This window comes from Pseudomonas sp. TMW22091, assembly GCF_022496705.1.
Lineage (GTDB): Bacteria > Pseudomonadota > Gammaproteobacteria > Pseudomonadales > Pseudomonadaceae > Aquipseudomonas > Aquipseudomonas saxonica.
Genome location: NZ_SCFI01000008.1, coordinates 118915 through 132275, shown reverse-complemented (window position 1 = coordinate 132275; position 13361 = coordinate 118915). Strand labels below are relative to the sequence as shown.

General features: G+C 59.7%; 10 protein-coding genes. 1 reads left to right on the top strand and 9 read right to left on the bottom strand.

Annotation, left to right across the window (positions count from 1 at the left end):
- Position 1: 1 nt before the first annotated feature.
- From EQV93_RS16215 to EQV93_RS16175, 9 genes are all read right to left on the bottom strand, one after another.
- The gene (locus EQV93_RS16215) at positions 2-1714 is read right to left on the bottom strand and encodes a dipeptide ABC transporter ATP-binding protein (protein ID WP_240891922.1); all 1713 of its coding nucleotides are present in this window, start codon (positions 1712-1714) and stop codon (positions 2-4) included.
- Positions 1711-2574 (bottom strand): ABC transporter permease, encoded by an 864-nt coding sequence (locus EQV93_RS16210; RefSeq protein ID WP_240891921.1) that lies wholly within the window; start codon positions 2572-2574, stop codon positions 1711-1713. Before EQV93_RS16210 ends, EQV93_RS16215 begins: the two co-directional genes overlap by 4 nt.
- Positions 2571-3551, bottom strand: a complete 981-nt coding sequence (locus EQV93_RS16205; RefSeq protein WP_146425372.1) for an ABC transporter permease — start codon at positions 3549-3551, stop codon at positions 2571-2573. Before EQV93_RS16205 ends, EQV93_RS16210 begins: the two co-directional genes overlap by 4 nt.
- 13 nt (positions 3552-3564) lie before the next feature.
- Positions 3565-5199 (bottom strand): ABC transporter substrate-binding protein, encoded by a 1635-nt coding sequence (locus EQV93_RS16200; protein ID WP_146425374.1) that lies wholly within the window; start codon positions 5197-5199, stop codon positions 3565-3567.
- 270 nt (positions 5200-5469) lie between these two features.
- Entirely contained in the window at positions 5470-6867 is a 1398-nt protein-coding gene (locus EQV93_RS16195; RefSeq protein ID WP_240891920.1) for an LLM class flavin-dependent oxidoreductase, read from the bottom strand.
- Positions 6868-6882: 15 nt separating this feature from the next.
- Positions 6883-7935 carry an NADP(H)-dependent aldo-keto reductase gene (locus EQV93_RS16190; RefSeq protein WP_122782223.1) on the bottom strand — a complete coding sequence of 351 codons (1053 nt, stop codon included), beginning with the start codon at positions 7933-7935 and terminating at the stop codon, positions 6883-6885.
- A gap of 909 nt (positions 7936-8844) precedes the next feature.
- Positions 8845-9114, bottom strand: a complete 270-nt coding sequence (locus EQV93_RS16185) for a short-chain dehydrogenase (RefSeq protein WP_122784901.1) — start codon at positions 9112-9114, stop codon at positions 8845-8847.
- A 1054-nt stretch (positions 9115-10168) separates the two neighbouring features.
- Positions 10169-10435, bottom strand: a complete 267-nt coding sequence (locus EQV93_RS16180) for a short-chain dehydrogenase (RefSeq protein WP_146387096.1) — start codon at positions 10433-10435, stop codon at positions 10169-10171.
- Between the two features lie 853 nt (positions 10436-11288).
- Complete coding sequence (locus EQV93_RS16175) at positions 11289-12218, bottom strand: LysR family transcriptional regulator (protein WP_146387094.1); 930 nt, start codon at positions 12216-12218, stop codon at positions 11289-11291.
- A 127-nt stretch (positions 12219-12345) separates the two neighbouring features.
- Here EQV93_RS16175 and araD1 point away from each other — a divergent pair, with 127 nt between their 5' ends.
- On the top strand, positions 12346-13344 hold the full coding sequence (gene araD1 / locus EQV93_RS16170; protein WP_240891919.1) for an AraD1 family protein: 999 nt from the start codon (positions 12346-12348) through the stop codon (positions 13342-13344).
- Positions 13345-13361 lie beyond the last annotated feature (17 nt).

The following is a 13361-nucleotide window of genomic DNA, read 5'->3' as shown; positions in this document are numbered from 1 at the left end:
CTTAAATGGCGATTTTCCAGAGTTGCGATTCGTCAAACAGCCAGGCGCTGTTTTCCGCTTCCAGCGGCGGCACGATCAAGGGTGTTCCCGCGCCCGGCAGGCGCGGCACAGCCCCCAGCAAGCGGCGTGTGTAGTCATGCTGCGGATGCTCGAACAAGGCTTCGACGGGAGCGCTTTCCACCACCTTGCCGTGACGCATCACCAGCACGTCATCGCTGACGTGGCGGATAACCCCCAGATCGTGGGAGATAAACAGGTAGGCCAGCCCCAGACTGGCTTGCAGATCCGCCAGCAGATCGAGCACTTGCGCCTGCACCGACACGTCCAGTGCCGACACCGGCTCGTCACAAATAATCACTTTTGGGTTGCTGGCAATGGCCCGAGCGATGGCCACGCGCTGACGCTGACCGCCTGACAGTTGCAAAGGCCGACGCGTGGCCAGTTCAGCCGGCAGGCGCACCTGCTCCAGCAATTGCTGGATGCGTGCCGTCTGTTGCTGGGCCGTCACGCCCGCCACATCCAGCGCATCAGCAAGAATCTGGCCCACGCTCCAGCGCGGATCGAACGAACTCAGCGGGTCCTGATAAATCACACTGATGTCGCGCCGGCGCGCACGTCGCTGCTGTTCATCCACGTGCTGGCTGCCCGCGCCAGACCAATCCTGCCCAAGAAACTCAACGCGACCGGCGTCCGGCTCAAGCAGTCCGAGCACGATACGAGCGACGGTGGTTTTGCCCGAACCGGACTCACCGACGATGCCCAGTGTGCGCCCTGCCCGCAGCTCAAAACTGACACCATCGACCACTTGCCGTGGTTGTTGATCAGGGCCGATATAGCGCTTGCCCAAATCAGTCGCCTTGAGCAAAACGGGCGCGTCAACCGATGGCCGCGGGCGTACTACGGGCGTCCCCTGCTGTGGCGACAAACGCGTGCCCCGGGCATGTTCGGCGGGCACCGCATCGAGCAAGGCGCGGGTATAGGCATGGCGCGGGTTGCGCAGCACCTGTTGCATCGGGCCTTGTTCCACCGCTACCCCGTGACGCAGCACCAGCACCTCATCGGCCAGTTGCGCCACCACCGCCAAATCATGGCTGATGATCAGCAGCGAATCGCCACGGGCCTTGATGGCTTGCAACACCTGAAGAATTTGCGCCTGCACGGTGGCATCCAGCGCGGTAGTAGGTTCATCGGCGATCACCAGACCGGGATCAAGTGCCAGCGCACTGGCAATCAGCGCACGTTGGCGCAGGCCGCCGGACAATTGATCGGGACGTTGCCGGGCACGCAGTTCAGGGTCTGGTACGCCCACTGTGTCGAGCAGCTCGATCACCCGTTCAGCACGGCGGCGACGATCACCCCAGCCATGGGTCTTGAGCACTTCGAGGATTTCCTTGCCGACCGGGCGTAGAGGGTCCAGCGACACCAGCGCATCCTGCAAGACAAAGCCGATGCCTTTACCGCGCAGTCCGCGCCAGCCACGCTCGGACAAGCCGAGTAAATCCTGCCCGCCATAACTCAAGGTGCGCGCAGTGACCCGTGCCCCGGCTCCGGCCAGACCGATCAAGCTGCGGGCAGTCACGCTTTTGCCGGAACCGGACTCACCCACCAGCGCCAGCGTCTTGCCCGGCGCCAGAGTAAACGACAGGTTACGCACCACGGTCTGGCCGCCAAACTCGATGGACAGGCCTTCAACGATCAAGTGTTTGTCGCTCATGAAAGACGACCCTCCAGGCGTTGTTGCAAGTAACGGCCAGCCACAGTGGTCGACAGCGTGGTCAGCACGATGAACAGCCCAGGGAAAAAGGTCAGCCACCAGGCATTGGCGATAAAGTCACGGCCCATCGACAGCATGGTGCCCCACTCGGGCGCGGGTGGACGGGCGCCCAGCCCCAGAAAGCTCAGGGCCGAGGCCCAGACAATGGCCTGACCGACACCCATGGTCAGGGTCACGATCAGTGGGCGCATGGCGTTGGGTAGCAGTTGACGCAGGATGATCCGCCGCCGCGAGTGGCCCAGCGCCACTGCCGCTTCGATATAACCGGCATTGCGCACCGCCAGTACCTGACCGCGCACCATGCGCGCATAACCGGGTGCGCCGCCCAGGCCAGTGGCAATGATCAACGGCCCGACGCCGCTGCCGAACACCGCCACAAACAGCAGCGCCAGTACCAGACTCGGGAACGCAAAGAGCACTTCCAGGAACCAGCCGACGCCTCGATCCAGACGAGCGCCGCCCAACCCGCCCAGCAGACCCAGCACAATCGCGATGCTCATGGCCAACGCCGTCGCGGCCAGACCGATAAACAGCGACTGGCGCGTGCCATAGATCACCCGCGAAAAAATATCCCGGCCCGATTGATCAGTGCCGAACCAGTGCGCCCAGCCCGGCGGGTGAAAGGCATCCTGCGGCACAATGGCCAGCGGATCGCTGTGAGCAAATACATTCGGCAGCAGTGCCGCAACGATCAGAAAGCCCAGAAACCCCACGGCCAACCACGGCCCAAGGCGGATCGGGCGCGCAGCACGCTGAACCCGGATCGCGGGCAGCGTCGTTTCAAACGTCAGTGCGCTCATGCGGTTTTCCCCTGTTGGCGAGGGTCGACCCACAGGTACAGCAGGTCGATCAGAATGTTGGCCAGTACGTACACCGCAGCAACCACCAGGCTGATGCCGATGGTCAACGGCAAGTCTTGCGCCTGCACCGCCTGATACAGCTGGCGACCCAGGCCCCTGCGCGAAAAGATCACTTCAATCACCACGGCGCCGCTGATCAATGCGCCGATGGCCCAGCCCGACAATGAAATACCGGGTAACACGGCATGGCGCAGGGCGTGTTTAAAGCGCACTGCCGTGTCACTCAAGCCTCGCGTGCGGGCGGTCAGCACAAAGGGTTGCTCCAGCGTCAGCTCCAGGGATTCACGGGTAACTTGAGCAATAAAACCCGCCAGCGGAATCGCCAGCGCCACGGCCGGTAATACCAGCGTGCGCCAACCATCGCTGCCCGCAGGCGGGAACCAGCGCAGGCCGAAAGCGAACACCGACAGCAGCAAAATACCCAGCCAGAAATGCGGCAAGGCAGCGGCGAAGGTTTCGGCCAGCGAGGCCAGATTGGCCACCCAGCGACGCCGACCTGCCGTCAACACGGTCAGCACCATGACCAGCAGCCAGGCCAGCAGCAGTGAGGTGAAGGTCAGTTGCAAGGTAGCCCACGATTGATCAGCGAGCACGCCAGTCACTGGCATGTGCTGGGAATAAGAAACCCCCAGATCACCCTGCACCAGCCGTCCCAGATACAGCGCGTACTGAACCGCCAGCGGCTTGTCCAGTCCGTATTCGCGGGTCGCCTCGGCAATGGTTTCGGCGGTCGGGTTAGCGCTCGGCCCGCCGAGAATCGCCAATACCGGATCACCCGGCATCAGGCGCAAGGCAAAGAACGTCAAGGTCGCCACCGCCCACAGCACCAGCACCCCACCCGCCAGTCGCCAGACCGCGCGCCGCCCCAATTGCGTCAATCGTTCACGTCGTAGATGTGTGACTGTTAATTGGCTCATGCCTTCACCCTTCTCATTTATTAACCCAGGCGTCATACAGGTACGTCACCGCCAGAGACGGCTCCAGTCGCACTCCTTGAGTGGTTTTGTAAATGCCCAGCCGCGAGCTTTGCGGGTAGGTGGTCAGTTGCAGGTATTGGCGCGAAGCGATCTGTTGCGCCTGGTAATACAGGGCGCGGCGCTGATCGGCATTCTGGGTCGCCAGCGCCTGCTGGTTGAGGGCATCAAAGCCCGGATTGGCGAAACCTGCGGTGTTCTGGTGATAGCCGCCGACGCCAGCGGGTTGAACAAACTCGGCACCGAAAATGATCCGCAACACGTCAGCGGTGTTGGTGTTCCAGTAGCCCAGGCGAATGTCGTAATCCCAATCCGCTTGACGTTGGGTGGCCTGAACATCGCTCATCTGCTCTACGATCAATTCAAAACCGGCTTTGCGGGTGGTGGCCTGAACCTGTTCCCACAGGGTGTATTCGGAGGGCGGCGTGCGGTTGCCCATGACCACATGCACTTGCAGCCGCTTGCCGTCACGGGTGCGATAACCCTCGGCATCGCGCCCGGTCCAGCCGCTGTCGTCGAGCAATTGCGCGGCCCGCGTCGGGTCATAGTCCTGTGCATGCTGAAAGTCCGGGCTGTAAAAACGTGTGGCCGAACTCAGCGGCCCGCCCGCACGGGGGAACTCGTTGAAGTACACGCTTTTCAACGCGCCTTCGACATCCGCGCTGCGCACAAAGGCTTCACGCACCTTGACGTCATTGAACGGGGCGCGGGTGATATTCAGCGTGCCGTTGGTGGGGTTACCCGGTCGCAGGGCGACGATCACATTCAAGTCAGGGTTGCGCCGTGCGGCCTCATGGGACTCGGGCGGCAGCGCCTCGATCACATCCACCTCACCGGCTTGCAGCGAAGCGAAACGCACGGAAGGTTCCTGAATGAACTTCCACACGATGCGCTCAAGCCAGGCCGGGCCTTGGTGTTTGGCCGTGGGTGGCGCCCAGTTGTAATCCGGGTTGCGCACCAGCTCTACCTGACTTTGGCGGTCCCACTTGACGATTTTGAACGGGCCGCTGCCCACCGGGCTTTCGCAGTTTTCATCACGTGAACGGAGCAAGGCGGTGGGCGATTCGATACCCAGAAAACCCTGCGCCAACACCTCCAGAAAAGCCGCATAAGGTGTGGCCAGATGCACCACGGCCGTCGAGTCATCCAGCACGTCGGTGCTGCGGTATTGGCGGATATAACCGCCCGCCGTACTCGACTGGGTTTTCGGATTGGCCATGTGATCGAGATTGGCTTTGACTGCCGCCGCATTGAACGGCGTGCCGTCTGTGAAGTGCACGTCCTTGCGCAAATGGAAGGTGTACGCAAGCCCGTCCGGCGAGACTTCCCAACGTTCGGCCAGCCACGGCCCTATTTGCCCCTGCTCGTCCATGGACACCAGTGAATCAAGGTACTGCTGGCCGATAAACACCTGCGGCATATCGCCGGAAACATGGGGGTCGAGACAGGTCGGTTCGCGGTCGGTGGCGTAGATCAGCGTACCGCCGCTGACCGGCTTATCGCTGCGTGCCACGGTTGAGGTGTCCTGGCCGCAGCCACTCAAGACGCCGCATAGCGCGGCAAGACAAATTAAAGGGGAGATTTCACGCATGGGCTTGCTGCCTAAAGTCCGGGAACAAGGCTATTGCACAAGCCGTGCCGGGTTTTAAAGCCAGTAAATACGGGGGTTACGCGTGAAAGAAGGGTTAAAAACCAACAGTCTGTGCAGGGACTGTTGGTGGGGCAACAGTTGGTTTTATGCCTTACGCATTGCCGCACCCCTGTAGTCGCTGCCGAAGACTGCGAGGGATGGCAGCGTTTTCGGAAATACGGGTTGCTACGCATCCCTTCGCAGCCTTCGGCAGCAACTACAGGAGGGGGTTTACGAGAAACGCAACGGCCGCGCCGGTTGCTGCAACACCGCAGCATCTCGATACCGCGCGCCAAAATGATCAGCCGGCAATCTGGCCTGCCCCGCGCCAAACAGGCGCTCACGAAAGGTTTCACCCGCGGTGTAGCGCTCGCGAAAGCGTCCGCGTCGACGCAGTTCCGGGATCACCAGTTCAATAAAGTCGCGCGCGGTTTCAAACGACAGGTACTGACGCAAGTTGATTCCGTCGATACCGTCTTCATCCAGCCATTTTTCGATTTGATCCGCGACCACCGTCGGCGTGCCCGCCACGAAAAAACGCTCCCGGTTGAAACCCGAAAATTGGGCCAGTACGGTACTCACCGTCCACTCCGGTTTATAGCGCTGCAGGCTCTCCCAACCCTTGACCTTAAGCGCGATCAAGTCGCTGATCAGTGCGTCGCCGGGGAAGCGTGTCAGATCGACCGCCGATTGCTGGTGAGCCAAAGATGCTTCAACGCTCATCAGCTTGCGATAGCTGTCGAGCTTGCGGCTGACCTCTTCGTCGGTACGGCCCACGATCACCCCGGCCATGACGATAAATTTCAAACCGCCCGGGTCGCGCTCATGGGCGATCGCCTTGTTGCGCATGGCCTGAATATTGGCGCGCACGGCAGCGGTGTCGATACCGCCGGTAAACACTACTTCGGCGTGGCGCCCAGCAAACTCGATGCCCGCAGGCGAGCCGGTGGCCTGAAACAAGACCGGCGTGCGCTGGCGCGACGGCTGGCACAGGTGCGGGCCAGCGACCTTGAAGTGCTCGCCAACGTGGTCGATGTAACGCACTTTGGTGGGGTCGGTATAGACGCGCTGCTCGCGGTCTTGAATCACCGCGTCATCGTCCCAGGAGCCTTCCCATAACTTGTACAGAACGTCCAGGTACTCATCGGCAATCTCGTAACGATGGTCGTGAACCACCTCGGTGGCATGCCCAAAGTTACGTGCTGCATTGGGCAGGTACGACGTGACGATGTTCCAGCCTACCCGGCCCTTGGTCAGGTGATCGAGGGTGCTCATGCGCCGGGCGAAGGCGAACGGAGGTTCGTAGGTGGTGGAAAAAGTCGCGCCAAAGCCCAGGTTTTGGGTCACGGCCGCCATGGCCGGAATCACCAGCAGCGGGTCATTGCTGGGGATTTGCATGGCTTCGCGCAGCGCCGTTTGCGGGCCATCGCGGAAGCTGTCATAGGTGCCGATCACGTCGGCCAGAAACACCCCGTCGAAGGTGCCGTACTCCAGCAGTTGCGCCAGTTCGGTCCAGTAATCGAGATCGTTGAAGCGATGCCGGTTGTTCTCGGGATGAACCCACAGACCATGAACAATATGGCTCACACAGTTCATTTCAAACAAGTTGACGTGCAGTTGTTTGGGCATGGTCAAAACTCCTGCCTAGGGCGCCGGGTTGGGTATGCGCTGATGAATGGCTTCAATTTGCGCCAGTACCTGCGCATCAAGCGTCACCTCAAGGGCACTGAGGTTGTCACGCAACTGCGCGAGGCTGGTCTGGCCGGTCAGGGCGCTGGCCACGAACGGCTTATTGATGACGTACGCCAGGGCCAGTTGCGCCGGGGTCAAATTATGTTCGCGGGCGATCTGCACATACCCGCTGATGGCCGCATCCGCCGAAGGGCTGTCATAGCGATTGAAGGTGCGGTACACCGACGAAAGCCGGGTGCCCTCGGGGCGTGCTCCACCCAGATACTTGCCGGTCAACGAACCGAATGCCAAGGGTGAATAGGCCAGCAGACCGACCCCTTCGCGGTGAGTGAATTCAGACAGCCCACCCTCGAACAGGCGATTAAGCAGGCTATAGGGGTTCTGAATACTGGCAATTTTCGGCAGCCCCAACCGCTCACTTTGCTTGAGAAACTCGGCCACGCCCCACGGGGTTTCGTTGGACACGCCGATATGGCGAATCTTGCCCGCCTTGACCTGATCCGCCAGCACCGAGAGGGTTTCTTCAATGGCGGTGCTGTGGGTGTCTTCGGCATAGGGGTAATCGCGCTGGCCAAAAAAGTTGGTGGCGCGGTCTGGCCAATGCAACTGGTACAGGTCCAGATAGTCGGTGTTCAAACGCTTGAGGCTGCCGTCCAGTGCTTCGACGATATTGCGCCGGTCATGTCGGGTCAGGCCGTCGCGGATATGCAACTGCCCGTTGGGCTCCCGGGCCGGGCCAGCAATTTTGCTGGCCAGCACCACCTCGGCACGCCGACCACTGCCCGCCAGCCAACTGCCGATATAGCGCTCGGTGGTGCGCCAGGTGTCGGCATGAGTGGGTGTGGGGTACATCTCGGCGGTGTCGATCAGGTTGACGCCTTGCGCCAGCGCCAGCTCGATCTGTTGGTGGGCGTCACGCTCGCTGTTCTGATGACCCCAGGTCATGGTGCCCAGTCCCAATACACTGACCTTGATATCGCTGTTACCCAATTGGCGGTAATGCATGAAAGCTTCCTGAATATGAATGTCAGGAAGGTGCATAGCATCAAACATGCCATGCGCCCATACACCCGTGCTAACTGAGCGCACGGAGAGTGCCGCTGTTCAACGCTGTTGAGGGTCACACACTCTGCACCGACACTGTTGCTGAGCAGACATTTGCGACCACTGCGTGCTCGATCGCAGCCTTCGTTCCTCGTCAGCGGCTACAAGAGCGCAAGCGAGCGTTTGATCTGGTTTTGATCTGGCTTGTGATCTGCTCGTGATCTGGTTTTTGATCTTGATTTGCCGCCCCTTCGGGAGGCCGAATGGAGGTTTCGCGGAGTGGGTCGACCGGCATGGATGCCGGGAGAGCTGCGATCGGGCCAAGGATGGCCCGTCGCAGCGTGCCCACGGAGCGGGACCGGAGTGAGGGACACCTGAGCGAAGCAAGGGCCGTACGCGGGGGCAAGGACCTTTTGCTTACTTTTGGGGTGGTCCGACACTCGGCTGTTTGCCAAAAGTGAGCCGCCGTAAGGGCGGAACCCGTAGAAAGCCGTGATACACCTAATGGATATGTACGCGGTTTATATAACTGGAGCACTGAGTACATATCCATTGGATGTGTAAATTCTTTCTACGGGTTTCGCCCTTACGGCGAGGTACTTTTGGCAAACGCCGAGTGTCGGACCATCCCAAAAATACCCAAAAGGTCTGCGCCCTACCATACGGCCGAGCTCGCCTAGGCTCGCCCGGTGCCTTCACTCCGGCACTGTTATGGGGGCACGCCGCGACGGGCCATCCTTGGCCCAATCGCGGCTGGCTCGGCGTCCTGCCTCGCCCCCCCCATAACAGCACCTGCGTTCAGCCTCCTGTGAGGGGCATTCGCGTCGACCCAAAAATTGCGTGGCAACAGCAAAGGCAACGGCAACGTCTCTATTCAACCCGTAAGCGCCACCCCAACACATCCAGCAAATCACACCCATCACGAAGCAACATCATCGCCACGGTTGCTATCTGCCGTAGATCAACCGTATCGGCTAATTCAAGATCACGATTAGACAGGGTTTCCATCAATTGAGTAGCTGCCCGCACACGGGCGGCAGCATTGGCATGAAGCACATCGACCGGCGCATTGCGGTCGATCATCAGAGCGGGGATAAGGCAGTCGATAGCGGTCAACGGAATGAACGAATCTTGATTCATGGGTGAAAACTCTTGGGCATGGGCTTTAGCCATCCACATTCGTCGCCAAACGAAAACAGGTGGCTGCTGTACGCGGGTTGGCGAACCGGTCATACCCAAGAAACTCCGGCAGATCCTGAGATCTCCCACGTACAGCTGCCATAAAGCCTCGCGATGCAAAATACACGCTTGGCTAGAGATAGCAATTCTTGGCATGTTCCGAGTCGCCAAACCCGGTCGCTTAATGCGAGCGCTGACTATAGGCCCGCGCCCCAGTCATCTCAATCGACAAACCTGTACGAAACCTCCCGAATCCCAGTGAGCGCACACCTACAGTCAAAAGCATTACGACCGCTACGCGCTCGATCGCAGCCTTCGTTCCTCGTCAGCGGCTACAAGAGCGTAAGCGAGCTTTTGATCTGCTTGTGATCTGGCTTTTGATCTGGTTTTTGATCTTGACCTGCCGCCCCTTCGGGAGGCCGAAAGGAGGTTTCGCGGAGTGGGTCGACCGGCATGGATGCCGGGAGAGCTGCGATCGGGCCATGGATGGCCCGTCGCAGCGTGCCCACGGAGCGGGACCGGAGTGAGGGACACCTGAGCGAAGCGAGGGCCGTACGCAGGGGCAAGGCCTTTTTGCTTACTTTTGTGGCTGTTTGACAAAAGTGAGCCGCCGTAAGGGCGGAACCCGTAGAAAGCCGTGATACACCTAATGGATATGTACGCGGTTTATATAACTGGAGCACTGAGTACATATCCATAAGATGTGTAAATTCTTTCTACGGGTTTCGCCCTTACGGCGAGGTACTTTTGGCAAACGCCGAGTGTCGGACCATCCCAAAAATACCCAAAAGGTCTGCGCCCTACCATACGGCCGAGCTCGCCGAGGCTCGCCCGGTGCCTTCACTCCGGCACTGTTATGGGGGCACGCCGCGACGGGCCATCCTTGGCCCGATCGCGGCTGGCTCGGCGTCCTGCCTCGCCACCCCCATAACAGCACCTGCGTTCAGCCTCCTGTGAGGGGCATTCGCGTCGACCCAAAAATTGCGTGGCAACAGCAAAGGCAACGGCAACGTCTCTATTCAACCCGTAAGCGCCACCCCAACACATCCAGCAAATCACACCCATCACGAAGCAACATCATCGCCACGGTTGCTATCTGCCGTAGATCAACCGTATCGGCTAATTCAAGATCACGATTAGACAGGGTTTCCATCAATTGAGTAGCTGCCCGCACACGGGCGGCAGCATTGGCATGAAGCACATCGACCGGCGCATTGCGGTCGATCAACAGCGCGGGGATCAGGCAGTCGATAGCGGTCAGAGGAATGAACGAATGTTCCATAAACAAAGCTCCTTGTTACAAGTGGAGCCACCTGCTTCGTCGCCAAACAAAATAGGTGACAGCTGTACGCGGGTTGGCGAACCGGTAGAACAAGGAAAACCGGCAGACCCGAAGATCTCCCACGCACAGCCGTCATAAAACAGAGCGATGCAAAATACACGCTATGCCTGTATCACAACAACTGCACGAGTCCATTGTTCAAGTTCCGAGTCGCCAAACCCGGTCGCTTAATGCGAGCGCTGACTATAGGCCCGCGCCCCAGTCATCTCAATCGACAAACCTGTACGAAACCTCCCGAATCCCAGTGAGCGCACACCTACAGTCAAAAGCATTACGACCGCTACGCGCTCGATCGCAGCCTTCGTTCCTCGTCAGCGGCTACAAGAGCAAGAGCGTAAGCGAGCTTTTGATCTGCTTGTGATCTGGTTTTTGATCTGGCTTTTGATCTTGATCTGCCGCCCCTTCGGGAGGCCGAAAGGAGGTTTCGCGGAGTGGGTCGACCGGCATGGATGCCGGGAGAGCTGCGATCGGGCCAAGGATGGCCCGTCGCAGCGTGCCCACGGAGCGGGACCGGAGTGAGGGACACCTGAGCGAAGCGAGGGCCGTACGCGGGGGCGGAAGCGTTTTGGTTACTTTGTCATGGTCCGACACTCGGCTTTTGCAAAGTGACACGCCGTAAGGGCGGAACCCGTAGAACGTCTTAATACACCCAATGGATATGTACGCTGACCAATTAAAAGCTACGAGTACATATCCATTTCATGCTTTTTACTGGAATAAAGGTTTCGCCCTACCATACGGCCGAGCTCGCCTAGGCTCGCCCGGTGCCAGAACGAAGGCACTGTTATGAGCCTCAAGACACTACACGCACACTCATCTCATCAATCAACAACTGCGTCGGCGCAGTCAACGCAACCCCTTGACGGGTGACAATCTCATAAGGCTCGCTGCGCGACTTCAGCACCAGCGGCAAACGCACCAACATGCCGTGCGTCACGGCCATCTGCGCAACATCAACCGGCATCACGGCCACCAAATGCGGGTCTTGCAGCAGCAACGAAAGCGTGGTGAAGGTCGATGAGGTTTCTATCGGATACGTCGGAAAGTTAAGCCCCGCCTCCCGGAACTCACGTTCCAGAGTCAAACGCATGGGCATGTTGACCGGGAACACGACCCAAGGGGCGTCAGCCAGTTCGCTCAACGCCAGCGACGCGCGGCCGGCAAATTGATGTTGGGTGTTCGCAACCACAATCAGGGGTTCCTGATCACGCAGGCGACAATCGTAAGCACCAGGATGCTTGCTGACGCTGGTGCGGCAGATCGCCAGATCCAACCGCCCCTCATCGAGCAAGGCCAGCAAGCGTGCACTGGTGTCTTCGACAATTTCGACTGACAGTTGCGGCTGTTTTGCCCGTAGACGCGCCAGGCACTCCACCAGAACCGGCACCGCTCCCATGATTACGCCCACCGACAGCCGACCACCGTGGCCTTGCATGATGCCCAGCATTTCTTCGCGCAGGTGCGCGACGTCGGTATGGATCAACCGCGCATAGCGGATCACGCAACGTCCCAGGTCATTGGGGACCAGGCCTTTGGGTGTACGCTCGAACAGGGTCGAGCCCAGGGTCGATTCGATTTCGTGCAGTGCCTTGGTGGCCCCCGGCTGGGTAATGGCGACGGAGTCCGCCGCTTTGTGCAAGGAGCCGAATTCGTCCAGCGCAATCAACAAGCGCAGTTGCTTGAGGCGCAAGCGGGAAATGATCGTGGTCAAGGATGGCAGCATGGGGATGACCATTAGTTATCGCTCAATCAGCAGTCGTCATTAGGCAGCATCCCCGACAAAAATTAAAGTGAGCCACAGAAGGGCCTCAAAGGCCCGCCAGAACAATAATCTGCAAAGGCCTCACTCCATGCGTCTGATTCAATTTCAAACGGTTCAAGGTCAACGTCATGTTGCGGTCGTTGAAGGCGATACGCTGCTCGTCGTCAATGGCGCTGCAAGCACCCGCGAGCTCGCTCTGGACGCCATTCGCAAGGGGCATGGCCTGGCTGAAGAAGTATGCGCCAGAGGGACTCAGCCCAGCCCGGCAAGCTACCGCCAGGCCTTGCAGGACGGACGCGTGCTGGCGCCTCTTGACCATGAAGATCCGGCCCACTGCCTGATCAGCGGTACAGGCCTGACCCACCTGGGCAGCGCCTCGACCCGCGATAAAATGCATCAGCAAAACATCGGCGATCAGGCCGCCCTCACCGACACCGCGCGCATCTTCCAATGGGGCATCGAAGGCGGTCGACCACCGGCTGGCACCGCCGGTGTGCAACCAGAATGGTTCTATAAGGGCGACGGATCGATTGTCGTGCGTCCCGGCGCTGCCTTTGAGAAACCGGCCTTTGCCGAAGATGCCGGTGAAGAACCTGAACTGACCGGGCTGTATGTGGTGGGTGACGACAGCAAACCCTACCGAGTGGGTTTTGCTTTGGGCAACGAGTTTTCCGACCATGTGATGGAGCGCCGCAACTATCTTTATCTGGCCCATTCCAAACTGCGCAATTGCAGTTATGGCCCTGAATTGCGGGTGGGTGAGTTACCGCGCAATCTGAGCGGCATGAGCCGCATCCTGCGCGGCGATGAAGTGGTCTGGGAAAAAGAGTTTCTCAGCGGTGAGGACAACATGTGCCACAGCCTGGAAAACCTTGAATACCACCACTTCAAGTACGCTCAGTTCTTGCGTCCCGGCGATGTGCATGTGCACTTTTTCGGCACTGCCACCCTGTCCGTGGCAGACAACATTCAAACCCGCGAAGGCGACCGCTTCGAAATCAGCATGGAAGCGTTTGGCGAGCCGCTGATCAATGGCATCAAGGCCGGGGCCGCTGAACTTCCCGCCGGGCAGGTCGCTACCTTGTAAACCCTTTGGCGGGCCTG

Bases quoted from the DNA above. Each gene is read 5' to 3' on its own strand.
- EQV93_RS16215 (WP_240891922.1), bottom strand. From the start codon at position 1,714: ATGAGCGACAAACACTTGATCGTTGAAGGCCTGTCCATCGAGTTTGGC.
- EQV93_RS16210 (WP_240891921.1), bottom strand. From the start codon at position 2,574: ATGAGCGCACTGACGTTTGAAACGACGCTGCCCGCGATCCGGGTTCAG.
- EQV93_RS16205 (WP_146425372.1), bottom strand. From the start codon at position 3,551: ATGAGCCAATTAACAGTCACACATCTACGACGTGAACGATTGACGCAA.
- EQV93_RS16200 (WP_146425374.1), bottom strand. From the start codon at position 5,199: ATGCGTGAAATCTCCCCTTTAATTTGTCTTGCCGCGCTATGCGGCGTC.
- EQV93_RS16195 (WP_240891920.1), bottom strand. From the start codon at position 6,867: ATGCCCAAACAACTGCACGTCAACTTGTTTGAAATGAACTGTGTGAGC.
- EQV93_RS16190 (WP_122782223.1), bottom strand. From the start codon at position 7,935: ATGCATTACCGCCAATTGGGTAACAGCGATATCAAGGTCAGTGTATTG.
- EQV93_RS16185 (WP_122784901.1), bottom strand. From the start codon at position 9,114: ATGAATCAAGATTCGTTCATTCCGTTGACCGCTATCGACTGCCTTATC.
- EQV93_RS16180 (WP_146387096.1), bottom strand. From the start codon at position 10,435: ATGGAACATTCGTTCATTCCTCTGACCGCTATCGACTGCCTGATCCCC.
- EQV93_RS16175 (WP_146387094.1), bottom strand. From the start codon at position 12,218: ATGCTGCCATCCTTGACCACGATCATTTCCCGCTTGCGCCTCAAGCAA.
- araD1 (WP_240891919.1), top strand. From the start codon at position 12,346: ATGCGTCTGATTCAATTTCAAACGGTTCAAGGTCAACGTCATGTTGCG.